This is a genomic window from Bacillus sp. T17B1, assembly GCF_026796395.1.
Taxonomy (GTDB): Bacteria; Bacillota; Bacilli; order Bacillales; family Bacillaceae; genus Bacillus; species Bacillus spizizenii_A.
Genome location: NZ_JALAYA010000008.1, coordinates 130,055 through 145,790, shown reverse-complemented (window position 1 = coordinate 145,790; position 15,736 = coordinate 130,055). Strand labels below are relative to the sequence as shown.

Annotated in this window: 12 protein-coding genes; 9 read left to right on the top strand and 3 right to left on the bottom strand. The window is 43.6% G+C overall.

Annotated elements, in window-relative coordinates:
- The first annotated feature begins 140 nt into the window (after positions 1-140).
- The 9 genes from secA (at position 141) to minJ (ending at position 10,789) form a co-directional block, all read left to right on the top strand.
- Positions 141-2,666, top strand: coding sequence for a preprotein translocase subunit SecA (gene secA, locus MOF34_RS05675; protein ID WP_019715869.1), 2,526 nt, complete (start codon positions 141-143; stop codon positions 2,664-2,666).
- A gap of 69 nt (positions 2,667-2,735) precedes the next feature.
- A protein-coding gene (gene prfB, locus MOF34_RS05670; protein WP_268399055.1) for a peptide chain release factor 2 occupies positions 2,736-3,837 on the top strand; the annotation gives its coding sequence in 2 pieces (ribosomal slippage) (positions 2,736-2,807 and positions 2,809-3,837; 1,101 coding nt in all).
- A gap of 161 nt (positions 3,838-3,998) precedes the next feature.
- On the top strand, positions 3,999-4,844 hold the full coding sequence (locus MOF34_RS05665) for a YitT family protein (RefSeq protein WP_019715868.1): 846 nt from the start codon (positions 3,999-4,001) through the stop codon (positions 4,842-4,844).
- A 48-nt stretch (positions 4,845-4,892) separates the two neighbouring features.
- Positions 4,893-5,231, top strand: a complete 339-nt coding sequence (gene cccB / locus MOF34_RS05660; protein WP_268399053.1) for a cytochrome c551 — start codon at positions 4,893-4,895, stop codon at positions 5,229-5,231.
- A gap of 234 nt (positions 5,232-5,465) precedes the next feature.
- On the top strand, positions 5,466-6,152 hold the full coding sequence (ftsE, locus tag MOF34_RS05655) for a cell division ATP-binding protein FtsE (protein ID WP_019715866.1): 687 nt from the start codon (positions 5,466-5,468) through the stop codon (positions 6,150-6,152).
- Positions 6,145-7,035: a permease-like cell division protein FtsX gene (gene ftsX, locus MOF34_RS05650; RefSeq protein WP_268399051.1), complete on the top strand. Its 891-nt coding sequence runs from the start codon at positions 6,145-6,147 to the stop codon at positions 7,033-7,035. The genes ftsE and ftsX overlap by 8 nt, the downstream gene beginning before the upstream one ends.
- 300 nt (positions 7,036-7,335) lie before the next feature.
- Positions 7,336-8,778 carry a carboxy-terminal processing protease CtpB gene (ctpB, locus tag MOF34_RS05645; RefSeq protein WP_268399049.1) on the top strand — a complete coding sequence of 481 codons (1,443 nt, stop codon included), beginning with the start codon at positions 7,336-7,338 and terminating at the stop codon, positions 8,776-8,778.
- Between the two features lie 382 nt (positions 8,779-9,160).
- A complete protein-coding gene (swrA, locus tag MOF34_RS05640; RefSeq protein ID WP_015251121.1) occupies positions 9,161-9,514 on the top strand; it encodes a swarming motility protein SwrAA in 354 nt (117 codons plus the stop codon).
- 78 nt (positions 9,515-9,592) lie between these two features.
- Positions 9,593-10,789, top strand: coding sequence for a cell division topological determinant MinJ (gene minJ, locus MOF34_RS05635; RefSeq protein WP_268399047.1), 1,197 nt, complete (start codon positions 9,593-9,595; stop codon positions 10,787-10,789).
- 47 nt (positions 10,790-10,836) lie between these two features.
- Here the strand turns inward: minJ and MOF34_RS05630 are convergent, their stop codons facing one another.
- The 3 genes from MOF34_RS05630 to MOF34_RS05620 all read right to left on the bottom strand — a co-directional run bounded on the left by MOF34_RS05630 (position 10,837) and on the right by MOF34_RS05620 (position 15,341).
- Positions 10,837-12,171 (bottom strand): MFS transporter, encoded by a 1,335-nt coding sequence (locus tag MOF34_RS05630; RefSeq protein ID WP_268399045.1) that lies wholly within the window; start codon positions 12,169-12,171, stop codon positions 10,837-10,839.
- Between the two features lie 34 nt (positions 12,172-12,205).
- Positions 12,206-12,769 (bottom strand): TetR/AcrR family transcriptional regulator, encoded by a 564-nt coding sequence (locus MOF34_RS05625; protein WP_268399043.1) that lies wholly within the window; start codon positions 12,767-12,769, stop codon positions 12,206-12,208.
- A 76-nt stretch (positions 12,770-12,845) separates the two neighbouring features.
- Complete coding sequence (locus tag MOF34_RS05620; RefSeq protein ID WP_268399040.1) at positions 12,846-15,341, bottom strand: PEP/pyruvate-binding domain-containing protein; 2,496 nt, start codon at positions 15,339-15,341, stop codon at positions 12,846-12,848.
- Positions 15,342-15,736 lie beyond the last annotated feature (395 nt).

Sequence of the window (15,736 nt, the reverse complement as noted above, 5' to 3'; positions counted from 1 at the left end):
GAAGGTTTTTGTTTTTTCTTATTTACAAATTCTTTGGAAATAAGAGAAGGTATGATATGATAATGAGAGGTATACATGGACTAGTAAATTATTTATACATGCATGTCACACAGGCATGTGATGATAGAGGAGCGTTATAAATGCTTGGAATATTAAATAAAATGTTTGATCCAACAAAACGTACGCTGAATAGATACGAAAAAATAGCTAACGATATTGATGCGGTTCGCGGAGACTATGAAAAACTCTCTGACGACGCGCTGAAACATAAAACGATTGAATTTAAAGAGCGCCTTGAAAAAGGGGCGACAACTGATGACCTTCTTGTTGAAGCTTTCGCTGTTGTTCGGGAAGCTTCACGCCGCGTAACCGGCATGTTTCCGTTCAAAGTCCAGCTCATGGGGGGCGTAGCGCTCCATGACGGAAATATCGCTGAAATGAAAACAGGGGAAGGGAAAACGTTAACGTCTACTCTGCCTGTTTATTTAAATGCGTTAACAGGTAAAGGCGTACATATCGTGACTGTCAACGAATACTTGGCAAGCCGTGATGCTGAGCAGATGGGGAAAATTTTCGAGTTTCTCGGTATGACTGTCGGTCTAAATTTAAACTCAATGTCAAAAGACGAAAAACGAGAAGCTTATGCCGCTGACATTACTTACTCTACAAACAACGAGCTTGGTTTCGACTATTTGCGTGACAATATGGTTCTTTATAAAGAGCAGATGGTTCAGCGCCCGCTTCATTTTGCGGTAATAGATGAAGTTGACTCTATTTTAATTGATGAAGCGAGAACACCGCTTATCATTTCTGGACAAGCTGCGAAATCCACTAAGCTGTACGTACAGGCAAATGCTTTTGTCCGTACGTTAAAAGCAGAGAAGGATTATACGTATGATATTAAAACAAAAGGTGTACAGCTGACTGAGGAAGGAATGACGAAGGCGGAAAAAGCGTTCGGCATTGATAACCTGTTTGATGTGAAACATGTCGCGCTCAACCATCATATTAACCAGTCCTTAAAAGCGCATGCTGCGATGCAGAAGGACGTTGACTACGTAGTGGAGGACGGCCAGGTAGTCATCGTTGATTCCTTCACGGGACGTCTGATGAAAGGGCGTCGCTACAGCGAAGGGCTTCACCAAGCGATTGAAGCGAAGGAAGGGCTTGAAATACAAAACGAAAGCATGACCTTGGCGACCATTACTTTCCAGAACTACTTCCGGATGTACGAAAAACTTGCCGGTATGACTGGTACGGCTAAGACAGAGGAAGAAGAATTCCGCAACATCTACAACATGCAGGTTGTCACGATTCCTACTAACAAGCCTGTGGTCCGTGACGACCGTCCGGATTTAATTTACCGCACGATGGAAGGAAAGTTTAAGGCGGTTGCAGAGGATGTCGCACAGCGTTACATGACCGGACAGCCTGTTCTTGTCGGTACGGTTGCGGTTGAAACATCTGAATTGATTTCTAAGCTGCTTAAAAATAAAGGGATCCCGCATCAAGTGTTAAACGCCAAAAACCATGAACGTGAAGCGCAAATCATTGAAGAGGCCGGCCAAAAAGGCGCAGTTACGATTGCGACAAACATGGCGGGGCGCGGAACGGACATTAAGCTTGGCGAAGGTGTAAAAGAGCTTGGCGGACTCGCTGTTGTCGGAACGGAACGCCATGAATCACGCCGGATTGACAATCAGCTCCGAGGACGTTCAGGACGTCAGGGAGACCCGGGGATCACCCAATTTTATCTTTCTATGGAAGATGAATTGATGCGCAGATTCGGGGCAGAGCGGACAATGGCGATGCTTGACCGTTTCGGAATGGACGACTCTACTCCAATTCAAAGCAAAATGGTATCCCGCGCGGTTGAATCGTCCCAAAAACGCGTTGAAGGCAATAACTTCGATTCACGTAAACAACTTCTCCAATATGATGACGTTCTCCGCCAGCAGCGTGAGGTCATTTATAAGCAGCGCTTTGAAGTCATTGATTCTGAAAACCTGCGTGAAATCGTTGAAAATATGATCAAGTCTTCTCTCGAAAGGGCAATTGCAGCCTATACGCCAAGAGAAGAGCTTCCTGAGGAGTGGAAGCTTGATGGTCTTGTTGAGCTTGTCAACACGACTTATCTTGATGAAGGTGCGCTTGAGAAGAGCGATATCTTCGGTAAAGAGCCGGATGAAATGCATGAACTCATTATGGATCGCATCATGACGAAATATAATGAAAAAGAAGTGAAATTCGGCGAAGAGCAAATGCGCGAATTTGAAAAAGTCATCGTCCTTCGAGCCGTTGATTCAAAATGGATGGATCACATCGATGCAATGGATCAGCTCCGCCAAGGGATTCACCTTCGAGCTTACGCACAGACGAATCCGCTTCGAGAGTATCAAATGGAAGGCTTTGCGATGTTTGAGAATATGATTGAATCAATTGAAGACGAGGTTGCAAAATTTGTGATGAAAGCTGAGATTGAAAACAATCTGGAGCGTGAAGAGGTAGTACAGGGCCAGACAACGGCTCTTCAGCAGCAAGAAGGCGATGATAACAAAAAAGCAAAGAAAGCACCGGTTCGCAAAGTGGTTGATATTGGCCGAAATGCCCCATGCCATTGCGGAAGCGGGAAAAAATATAAAAATTGCTGCGGCCGGACTGAATAGTTCGCTCGGGCAAGTTTACTGACCGCGGCGCCTGTAGGCGCCCGCGGATCTTTTAATGAGGTGACTGGAATGGAATTATCAGAAATCAGAGTAGAGCTCGAAAATATGGCTTCTCGTTTAGCGGACTTTAGGGGGTCTCTTTGACCTCGAATCAAAGGAGGCCCGCATTGCTGAGCTAGATGAACAAATGTCTGATCCGGAATTCTGGAATGATCAGCAAAAAGCTCAAACGGTTATAAATGAAGCAAACGGTATAAAGGATTATGTCAATTCGTATAAAAAATTGAATGACTCCCACGAAGAACTGCAAATGACTCATGATCTTTTGAAGGAAGACCCGGACTCTGACCTCCAGCTTGAACTTGAAAAAGAACTAAAATCATTAACAAAAGAATTCAATGAGTTTGAGCTTCAGCTTCTTCTCAGTGAGCCGTATGATAAAAATAATGCGATTTTAGAACTGCACCCTGGTGCTGGCGGTACAGAGTCACAGGACTGGGGCTCTATGCTTCTTAGAATGTATACCAGATGGGGAGAACGCCGCGGCTTTAAGGTGGAAACGCTCGATTACCTTCCAGGTGATGAGGCGGGAATTAAGTCAGTCACATTGCTGATCAAAGGGCACAACGCCTACGGTTATCTTAAAGCAGAAAAAGGTGTCCATCGTCTCGTGAGGATTTCACCGTTTGATTCGTCAGGCCGCCGCCACACGTCTTTCGTTTCATGTGAAGTCATGCCTGAATTTAACGATGAGATCGATATCGATATCCGTACGGAAGATATTAAGGTTGATACGTATCGTGCAAGCGGAGCGGGCGGACAGCACGTCAATACGACGGATTCAGCCGTTCGGATTACTCACTTGCCAACGAATGTGGTTGTGACGTGCCAAACGGAACGCTCACAAATTAAAAACCGTGAAAGAGCCATGAAAATGCTAAAGGCTAAGCTGTATCAGCGCAGAATTGAAGAACAGCAGGCTGAGCTGGATGAAATTCGCGGTGAACAAAAAGAAATCGGCTGGGGCAGCCAAATCCGGTCTTACGTATTCCATCCGTATTCCATGGTGAAAGACCATCGGACCAATACAGAAATGGGGAACGTTCAAGCGGTAATGGATGGAGACATTGATACATTTATTGATGCCTACCTGCGTTCTAAGCTATCATAAGCAGAAGAACACACCTGAGATACAGGTGTGTTTTTTTTCTGCATATCCTTGATTCCACTGCTGCTTTAGCATATTACCACTGTATTTGGGTGTTATTTACATCTAATCAGGGAAGGATTAAAATGCTATCGGAGAGCTTTGGAAGAAACGGAGGATATATGATGGATGTACGAAATAAAACATATCAAATGATAAGGGATTATGCATACATACTGATAGGAGCAGCGATTACAGGTGTGTCCTTTAATGTATTTTTGCTTCCAAACAAGATTGCTGCCGGTGGTGTAAGCGGAATTAGCACAATTTTGCAGTCATATGGTTTTGAAGCAGCGTATGTACAGTGGATTATTAATATTCCTTTATTTATTGCCGGTGTCATTTTACTCGGTGGAAAATTTGGACTTAAGACGCTTGCAGGGTCTGTTTTTTTGCCGCTTGTTGTCTATTTAACAAGAGATATTCAGCCAGCCACCCATCATGAGCTCCTGGCGGCGATTTTTGGCGGCGTAGGCATCGGTGTCGGAATTGGCATTGTGTACTTAGGGAAAGGCTCAACGGGAGGAACGGCCTTGGCTGCACAGATCATTCATAAGTACTCCGGTCTGTCATTGGGGACGTGTCTCGCCCTCATTGATGGATTGATTGTCGTTTCGGCTATGATTGTATTTAATATTGAGCAAGGCTTATATGCCATGCTAGGAGTCTTTGTCTCCAGCAAAACCATTGACGTCGTTCAAGTCGGCTTCAATCGTTCAAAAATGGCACTCATTATTACAAAGCAGGAGCAGGCTGTCAAGGAAGCCGTTCTACAGAAGATTGACAGAGGCGTGACGAAAATTTCTGCGGTCGGCGGATATACTGACGATGATCGCCCGATTTTAATGTGCGTGGTTGGGCAAGCGGAATTCACCAAATTGAAACAAATTGTTAAACAGATTGATGAGTCTGCGTTTGTGATTGTAGCAGACGCGAGCGAGGTGCTGGGCGAGGGTTTCAAACGTGCTTAAACGAGGTTATAATATGGAAGAGATCGTAAAGGAGTTGTGCTTCTCAACATGAAATCAAAGTTATCGATACTAATGCTTGTATTTGCGCTTTCTGCTCTATTGGCTGCCTGCGGTTCAAACGATGCAAAAGAGGAAAAGACAGACACCGGCAACAAGACTGAAGCATCGGCATCTGAAGGAGAAGAATTATATCAGCAAAGCTGCGTAGGCTGTCATGGCAAGGATTTAGAAGGTATGTCAGGGCCTAATCTCCAAGAGGTTGGGGGCAAATACGACGAAGACAAAATTGAAAGTATTATTAAAAATGGCCGCGGCAATATGCCGAAGGGGCTTGTAGATGATAAGGAAGCCGCCGTTATTGCCAAATGGCTGTCAGAAAAAAAGTAAGGTGAGAAAATCTTTGCCGCAGTGCAGGCAAGGATTTTTTTATGCCATGAGAATATGAATGAAAAGAAACTGTAATAGTATTATGTCTAAATTTGACGTATAATGAAGTGTGTTGAAAAATAAAACTTTCAGATTTTTCATCTTTTTACAAATGAATGGGTCATAAATTGTCGAATACATTCGAAGAGTATGACCGTGTGATAGATAAAATGATATAAAAGATTAGGTGATTTCATGATAGAGATAAAGGAAGTATATAAAGCCTATCCGAACGGCGTAAAAGCGCTCAATGGGATTTCTGTTACCATTCATCCCGGTGAGTTTGTTTATGTTGTCGGTCCGAGCGGAGCGGGTAAATCTACTTTTATTAAAATGATATACAGAGAAGAAAAACCGACAAAAGGACAAATTTTAATTAATCATAAAGATCTCGCCACAATTAAAGAAAAAGAGATTCCTTTCGTGCGCCGTAAAATAGGGGTTGTCTTCCAAGATTTTAAGCTTCTGCCTAAACTTACTGTTTTTGAAAATGTGGCTTTTGCCCTTGAAGTGATTGGAGAACAGCCATCTGTCATTAAGAAACGGGTACTTGAAGTGCTTGATCTCGTGCAGCTGAAGCATAAAGCAAGACAATTTCCTGATACGCTTTCAGGCGGGGAACAGCAGCGGGTATCTATTGCCAGATCAATTGTGAACAACCCTGATGTTGTCATTGCTGATGAGCCTACAGGAAACCTTGACCCGGATACGTCCTGGGAAGTGATGAAGACGCTGGAAGAAATCAATAACCGCGGGACAACAGTCGTGATGGCGACACATAACAAAGAAATCGTAAACACCATTAAGAAACGTGTCATTGCAATCGAAGATGGTATCATTGTGCGTGATGAGTCAAGAGGGGAGTATGGTTCTTATGATTAAAATTCTCGGGCGCCACTTGCGTGAGAGTTTTAAATCTCTCGGGAGAAACACATGGATGACGTTTGCATCCATTAGTGCTGTAACCGTTACGCTGATTTTAGTCGGCGTGTTTTTAGTGATTATGCTGAATTTGAATAACATGGCTTCGAATGCTGAAAAACAAGTCGAAATCAAAGTGTTGATTGATCTGACTGCAGATCAGAAGGCACAGGATAAGCTGCAGAACGATATTAAGGAACTGAAAGGCATTCAGAGTGTCACTTTTTCATCAAAAGAAAAAGAGCTTAACCAGCTGGTTGACAGTTTTGGTGACAGCGGAAAATCCCTGACGATGCAGGATCAGGAAAACCCGCTTAATGATGCGTTTGTCGTCAAAACGACAGATCCGCATGATACGCCGAATGTGGCCAAAAAGATTGAAAAAATGGATCATGTGTATAAAGTCACTTACGGAAAAGAAGAGGTCAGCCGTTTGTTTAAAGTGGTCGGCGTTTCCCGCAACATCGGAATTGCGTTAATTATCGGCTTGGTATTTACGGCGATGTTCTTAATTTCCAACACCATTAAAATTACGATTTTCGCAAGAAGAAAAGAAATTGAAATCATGAAGCTTGTCGGCGCGACGAACTGGTTTATCCGCTGGCCGTTTTTCCTTGAAGGATTACTGCTTGGCGTATTCGGTTCTGTGATTCCGATTGCACTGGTGCTGAGCACTTATCAATACGTCATCGGGTGGGTCGTTCCGAAGGTTCAAGGATCATTTGTTTCTCTTCTTCCTTATAATCCATTTGTATTCCAAATTTCGTTAGTGCTTGTTGCAATCGGCGCCGTAATTGGAGTATGGGGAAGTCTGACTTCCATTCGGAAGTTTTTGCGAGTATAAAGAGGAAAGAACGTCCCGTTTTCGGGGCGGTTCCAAGATGTTGACAGAATCCTAAAACGATTTAACGTTTTAGGATTTTGTCATTTTTTAGCATGATTAAAACCCCGAAGTCTAGGAGCAAACAAGCATTGGAGCCAGGGAATGCTGCGCAGATTTGTCGACACGTTGAAGCCGTCCTGCTCCCGGGACGGCTTTTCTTTTGCCTTCTTTTTCTTCTATGATTACATGAAATCTCCATCCTTTACATATACTATCTCTAGGTTTTGATAAAGACAGTCTGGCATACAGGAGGAGTAAAGGATGAAGCAAAAAATGATGGCTGTGATCGCAGCGGGTAGCATGCTGTTCGGAGGCGCCGGAGTATATGCGGGAATGAGCCTGCTTGAGATGACTAAGCCCCAGACTGCAGCAGTCCCTGCGACGGCACAAGCTGACTCTGAACGGGATAAGGCTATGGACAAAATCGAAAAAGCGTATGAGTTAATTTCCAATGAGTACGTAGAAAAAGTTGATAGAGAAAAGCTGCTCGAGGGAGCCATCCAGGGAATGCTGTCTACACTAAATGATCCTTATTCTGTCTACATGGACAAGCAGACGGCTAAGCAATTTTCTGATTCTCTTGATTCCTCATTTGAAGGCATCGGGGCCGAGGTTGGAATGGAAGACGGAAAAATTATTATTGTTTCCCCATTTAAGAAATCGCCAGCGGAGAAAGCCGGACTCAAGCCTAATGATGAAATCATCAGCATCAATGGAGAATCGATGGCCGGCAAGGATTTAAACCACGCTGTGTTAAAAATAAGAGGAAAGAAAGGATCCAGCGTTTCCATGAAGATTCAGCGGCCTGGGACGAAAAAGCAGCTGTCATTCCGGATCAAAAGAGCTGAGATTCCGCTCGAAACGGTTTTTGCTTCAGAGAAAAAAGTGCAGGGGCATTCTGTCGGATATATCGCCATCTCTACTTTTTCTGAGCATACCGCGGAGGATTTTGCAAAAGCGCTGGGGAATCTTGAGAAAAAGGGAATAGAAGGCCTCGTTATTGATGTACGCGGCAACCCGGGCGGATATCTTCAAAGTGTGGAAGAAATTCTTAAGCACTTCGTCACAAAGGACCAGCCTTATATTCAAATTGCTGAACGCAATGGAGATAAAAAGCGTTATTTTTCAACATTGGCCCATAAAAAAGCGTATCCTGTCAATGTGATCACGGATAAAGGGAGTGCCTCCGCATCAGAAATTCTTGCCGGCGCATTAAAAGAGGCAGGGCATTATGATGTTGTGGGTGATACGTCTTTTGGTAAGGGAACGGTTCAACAGGCTGTTCCGATGGGAGACGGCAGCAACATCAAATTGACGCTTTACAAGTGGCTCACGCCAAATGGGAATTGGATTCATAAGAAAGGAATTGAGCCGACCATTGCGATTAAGCAGCCTGATTATTTTTCCGCCGGGCCATTGCAGCTGAAAGAGCCGCTTAAAGTGGATATGAACAATGAAGACGTCAAGCATGCACAGGTATTATTAAAAGGTCTCAGCTTTGACCCGGGACGTGACGATGGCTATTTTAGCAAAGACATGAAAAAAGCAGTTATGGCTTTTCAGAATCAAAACAAGCTGGATAAAACGGGTGTAATTGACACTCGCACTGCAGAGGCATTAAATCAGCTGATAGAAAAGAAAAAATCCGATGAGAAAAATGACTTGCAGCTCCAAACAGCGATTAAATCATTACTTGTCAATTAAAGGAGATGGTGTTCCATCTCCTATTTCTTTTTGCTTAATGAAAAAATGAACCATAAGTCACATAAAAAATGAGTTTTTGACAAGAAATTTAAAAAACTTTCACAAATAAACATTTATAAAGGACTGTGCTTACCCGATATCAATATATGAGAGAGACTTTCTAACGAGATAATATGTATTTAAAATGAAACTTTTGCAAGTTGCCTAGTCTTTGTTTACTTCATACAATATAGGAAGGTTCTAAAAAGAACAGTAATCAGGTTTATGGCAGCTGAACGACAGGAATTAAAGAGTAACGTTAGCGAGAATGCTTGTTAGCACTCCAGTACTGCTGCTTATACTGGCCCGTGCTTATCTGTATAAAGAAAATGGGGGTTCACAATTGAAGAGGGCAAGTATTGTGCGTGAAAAAAAATATTATGAATTAGTTGAACAATTAAAAGACCGAACACAAGACGTAACATTTTCGGCTACAAAAGCACTAAGTCTTCTTATGCTGTTCAGCAGGTATTTGGTCAATTACACAAATGTTGAATCAGTAAATGATATCAATGAAGAATGTGCCAAACATTATTTTAATTACTTAATGAAAAACCATAAGCGATTAGGAATCAATCTGACGGATATAAAAAGGTCGATGCATCTGATCAGCGGGTTATTGGACGTGGATGTAAACCATTATTTAAAGGATTTTTCACTATCGAATGTCACGCTGTGGATGACCCAAGAGAGATAAACCCTCCCGAGGATATCCAAGCCACTTAATATTTGATAGAATATGAGTAACATGTTTGGCTTGAGGCGGTGAAAGATAGTGTCTGTTCAATGGGGAATTGAACTGTTAAAAAGTGCGGGCCTGTTCTTCTTGCACCCGCTTTTCTGGTTCTTTATCATCATAAGCCTGGCTTTCGGCTATGTAAGAATCAAACGGGAACGGAAAACCTTTCATACAAGAATAGCAGATATTTATGATGATCTTAAATTTACGTATACTAAGGGACTGATCCCTGGTCTCCTTTTGTCAGTTGTTTTAGGCGTACTCGGAATCTCAATTCCTCTCGGTTTACTTGCGATTATGGCCGTTATCACTGCAGCGGTAGCACTCACTCTTCGCGCAAACTGGATGTCTGCTGCATATATCGTCAGTGTAAGTATGCTGATAGGTTTTGGACTGCAAGTGTATCAGGCGGAGCCTTTTCTGGAGAGATTCCCGCAAGGATTTGCAGTCGTTTGGCCGGCTATGGGTGTGTTTTTAGGCTTGCTGATTATTATTGAAGGAGCGGTTGCTTATCGCTCAGCACATGTGAGAACATCACCGGCACTTGTCGTAAGCAGCCGCGGTTTGCCGATCGGACAGCAGCTGGCAAACCGGATATGGCTTTTGCCGCTGTTCCTTCTCGTACCCGGTAACGGATTAGAATCGAACCTCAGCTGGTGGCCTGTGTTTACTGTACCCGGTGGGTCATTCCATTTTCTATGGATTCCTTACTTTGTCGGATTCGGGCAAAGGGTGCAGGGGTCGCTGCCTGAAACGAGCATAAGGATCACAGCGAAACGCGTTTGTATTCTCGGCCTTGCCGTCACAGTTCTCGGTGCAGCGAGCTTACTGTGGACGCCGCTTGCGGGTGCAGCCGTTTGTGTGGCTGTTTTCGGACGTATTTTTCTGTCCATTAAGCAAAGGGTGAATGATAACGCGGCTCCTTTTTATTTCTCGAAACGTGATCAGGGCTTAATGGTGCTTGGGATTATACCAAACACACCGGCTGAGGATCTGGAATTGAAAATCGGGGAAATCATTACGAAAGTTAATGGCATCTCCGTTAAGAATGTTTCTGATTTTTATGAAGCGCTCCAGCATAACCGTGCCTATGTGAAGCTTGAAATTATCGGTTTAAACGGAGAAATTCGGTTTGATCAGCGAGCTTCTTATGAGGGAGAACATCATGAATTGGGTATCCTGTTCGTAAAGGATGACCGTGAAGACGAAGCAGCCGCTTTGTCCGGATCATAAAAGACAGCCCGGCACCGCGAGAAGATGTGGTGCCGGGCTGTTTTGTGTTATGCTGAGTTTTTTTTCATCTGTGCCGATTCATCAGATTTGATTCCTAATGAAACAAAAACGCCAATAATGGATACAGCAAAGAGAATCATAAATAGGGTGTGATAACCCGAAATCAGGCCGATTAAGGCTGATGAAATGATGCTTCCGAAATAACGGAAGGTCGAGAAAATCCCGGACGCCACTCCTGACATCCCAGGGTCTACTGTGGCGAGGGAAGACACCTGCATGCTGGTCAGGCCGACTCCGGACGCAAGCCCGCCCAGGATAAGAGAGAGCATGAGGAATAAGACAGAATGTGAGCTGCTCAACAGCAAAAATAATAGATTCGCTCCAGCCATCATGGCAAACGAAAGAAAAATAATTTTTTTTGCTCCCCATTTGTGATGGAGCTGGGCACCGACCCAGTTGCTGGCCGACATGAATATCGAAAATACAGAGAGCGCCATGCCGCTGTTAGACGTATTAAGCCCAAATTGGCTCGTCATGAATAACGGCATGATCAATAAGACGGCATACATCATCAGATTGCTTAATAAGACTGATAGATTGGCATTTGTAAAGGTTGAGTTTTTAAACAGTGTAAAATCAATGATTGGATGCTGTGTACGTTTTTCTCTTCTGAAAAAAAGCGGGACAAAAAGAAGGATCAATACACTGTATAGCGCATAGCCCCATGAAGCCACATTTTTCGTCAGCAGGATAATCGAAACGATGCTGCCTGCAAGCAAAAGAGAGCCGATAATATCCAGCGGCGCATCCAATTTATTTTCTTTATATTGAGGGAACATGGTTAATGCCGTAAATAAAGCAATGGCGAGAAATGGGATGTTGACCCAAAAAATCGAATGCCAGCTGAAGCTGTCAATCAGTATAGAGCCAATAAAAGGCCCGAGTGCTGCCCCAAGACCTGCCCCAAGTCCAAAAAATCCAAACACCTTCGGAAGGCGTTTTTCAGAAACAACGTGACGGATAATGGCAATGCTGTTTGGCGTAAGCAGTGCGCCGCCGACAGCCTGCAATGCCCGAAAGACAATCAACAGCAGCAGGCTCGGTGAGAGCGCGCAGCCTAAGGAAGCGACTAGAAAAAGGCCGACGCCCCATAAGTACATTGTTTTATTGCCGTACATGTCACCGAGTTTTCCGGCAATCGGCTGTGTGACTGCCATCACGATTAAATAAACGGTAACCACCCAAGTGATGCTGGCGATAGACTCGTTATACGTATGGGATATAGATGAGAGCGCGACCGCGATCATCGTGGAGTTAATGGGAACCAGGATGGCCCCTAATAATAGCGAGACGATCAGCGCCCATTCTTTTCTTGTACTCATTGTGATCCTCCTTTTTGTTATGCCAAGGAGTTCATCACGAAATTCCTTTGACAAATAGAGCTGTGCTATGCTCCAGCATTTTTTCCTGGGGCATTGAAATTACCCGGTCTCCTAAATGGAGACGGTGAATAAAATAACCGAAAATGATCGACATAAACACGTCGGCATGCTCCTCTTCATCTCCTGTCTGAACAATCCCTTTTTCGCCCATTGTTTTAAGATAATCAACCAATAGCTGTTTCATAGATTCTGGATATTCTGTTACGTGGTTGATGACATGTTGAAACATGGCCGGCTCACGAAAGCTGATTTTAATGATATCTTTTCTATGTTCCAGCTCCTCCAAGAGACAGGTTCCGATATGAAGCAGGTCTTTGTACAAATCGCCATTAGTTTGTTCCAGAATGCTGCTTCTGTTTGGAGAATGCTGAGAAAGCAAAGCCTCGACTAGTCCCTGTTTGTTTTTAAAATTCCTGAAAATCGTCGCTTCACTTACATTTGCTTTTTCTGCAATTTCTTTTGTAGTCGTAGCGCGATATCCTTTTTTGACGAGCAGCTGCATGGCAGCATCAAGAATTCTCTTATTTGTAGGTCTCAATACGTTTCACCTCACGAATATACTGGCAGGACAAGTATACACCTGCTCCGCTTGTATAAGAAAGAGGGAGGACGCATCAGGCCCGGCTGACAACCGTAATTTTGCCATTGCTTCCATCAACAGTGATGATGTCTCCGTCCCGAAGTCTTTCCGTTGCTGTACGTGTGCCGAGAACGGCGGGAATGCCGTACTCGCGGGCAATAATCGCAGCGTGTGACAAAATGCCGCCTGTGTCTGTAATAATTGCTTTTGCGTCTTGAAACAGGCTGGTCCATAGCGGTGTTGTCATTTTGCAAACGAGGACATCCCCAGGCTCGAATTGAGAAAATTCACTGGCGTCCCGAATGATTTTTACCGGACCTGTTGCAATGCCGCTTGATGCCGCAATACCAAAAATATGATGCTCCGTGTTTTTTTCATCCTCTATCACAGTGCCGACAATTTCCTCTGCAGCTTTGAGCTGTTCTTTTGTTGGAGTGCCGAGATAGGCAGGGGCTTGAGCAAGCTCATACTCGTGAAAGGTCTGTCTGCGTTTTTCAGCCTTTTCTTGCAGGGATACAGGGTGAAGAAGCGCGTTTTCCACTTCATCATCATATAAGAACCAAAGGTCTTCACGATTTTGTATGACACCGTTTTCCGCCAGCCATTCACCTATCTTTAGCAAAAAGACTCTCGCCTTGGCATCCAGCATGGCGTCAATATAAAAGTGGTGATCATCCTTTATATTTGCAGAATTCAGCGTCCATTGATAATAACGGTCAAATTCTTTACGCAAATCGGGGTCTTCTATGTTTTCCAAGAAGTCATTGTATAATTTCTCGCGTTTTTCTTTCGTTTTCTGAAATTCATTGTCAAAATGATAGCCATTGCGGACATAGTTTTGAATATTGGCAAGGGCATAATATGGGTTTTCTGCCCAGGTCTCTTGAATCAGATCATGGCTCTTTACAGATCGCCATCCGTATTCCTGTAAAAATTCATGGAGGTTCTTCAGGAAGTGTCTGCCCTCATCTGTTTGTTCCATTTTTTCCTGCAGGTGTTCCGGCTTGGTGTTTTCAAAAATGGACAGCAGATTCGGCTTCTCCTGAACTTCAACAGAAAATAGCCATAAGCGGCGGTCTGTTTCAAGTGATTTGTTCATTTTGCCTGTCAGCATTTCGTAAAAATGAGCGTTTTCGGATTCTCCTTGAATAAGCTGGTACATCGCTTGCAATTTGTTTGTTAGAAGAACTTGCGGAAAAACGATATTGAAGTGCTCCTCATAAGCCGTAAGATAAAAGGCCTTCAGTTTTTGAAAAGCATCCAGTGCACTTTCTGCGGTATGCTCAGTTTGTGAGAGCTGGTCAAGCGTTTTATAAAATGGGAGATATGTCTGATTGATGATGTCATACATACGCTCCGATAATATTGGGAAAAGCTCTTTGCCGCAGTTTTCAGAAGGCAGCTGCTGTCCGCCCTGGCTTTTGGAATAAATATGTCCGCGATAAAGTTTTACTTCTTCAACAACTACACCAATCGGGAACTTTTGCATGCTCCTCTTCAAGCCATACTCCAACGCAGGTACGATCAAGGATGAAAATAACGGGCTCACCGGGCCTTCAATATGTGACTCCATGTTGAGCCAGAAGTCATTCATATCATTGTCTGTTATCATGAAGCTGCGTTCTTCTTCTGCTGCTTTTTTGTCCTGATCAATGGTTGTAATCGGGCGGGCCTGCAGAAGGTATAATTGATGATCAGCGATTCCGAATTCTATATCGACTGGATATCCGTACAGGTCTTCGGTTTTTTTCGTGATTTCAGCCAGTTCAATTACTTGTTCATCTGCAAGGCAAAAACGGCTGCGCATATCTTCGCTCGTTTCTTTTTCGGTGATTCCTGCTGCTGCAGCCTCCATATAGATTTCCTTTGCACCTATTTCTTTCTGAATCTCAAACGAAGATTTATTGACTATAAATGTGTCTGGGGTGACACTTCCTGACACGACAGCCTCCCCCAAACCATAGCTGGCGCTGATTAACAGCTCCCTATCATCATGGGTAACAGGATTACGGCTAAAAATAACACCTGATACCTCTGAATGGATCAGGCCCTGAACGACAACTCCCATTAACGGCTCTGCGATGTGGTTATTCATTTTTTTCTTATAGCTGCTGACTCGGCCGGAGAAAAATGAGGCCCAGCACTCTTTCACTTTAGTTAGAAACTCTTCCTCTGTTTTAATATTTAAATAGGTTTCATATTGACCCGCGAATGAAGCGCCTTCTAAATCTTCCGAGGCAGATGAAGAACGCACGGCAACGGATCGGTATGATTCTCTCAGCTTGTAAAAGGAACTTGTCAGTTCATGTTTCAGTTCTTCAGAAAATGTTCCGGCGATGATCCCGCTTTCGATGTTTTCGCTAGTTTCATGGAGCTGGTTATCCTCCATAAAACGGGCAAGTGCATTCGTCTGAATAATAAACCCGTTCGGAACAGGAAGACCGTGTTTGGCCAATTTAATCAAGTTCATGCCTTTTGCTCCTGCAAGCTGGCTGGACTCTTCTGCTTGGCGAAATAATACAGAATACATATTTGAAACCCCTCTTTCCTTCATATTGTTTTTCTCTCTAGTCTTTTATGACGGAGCCTGTGTTCAAAAAAAATGATAGTAAACACTATCGTTCAATTGTAGGTATTTAGGAAAACGCTGTCAAACGCAGAAAGTCCTAAATAAAATGAATAGTTAAGTTAGTTAGATTATCATGAAAAATACGGCCGTACTGGTGCAGTGTGCCTATTTTTCTTTTATTCTCGGAATTTGGCAGCGGGCATGAATATGCAGCTGAGGTTTATGACTTCATAAAAAAATGCCGCTGATTGGAACAGTGGCAAAATGAAAGAGGTGCTTGTTGTGCTGTTATCGGCACCAAAATGCAAATACGGTGATTGATTTTGGCTGAAAAAGGGTATGTTGTAGAAAGAGGG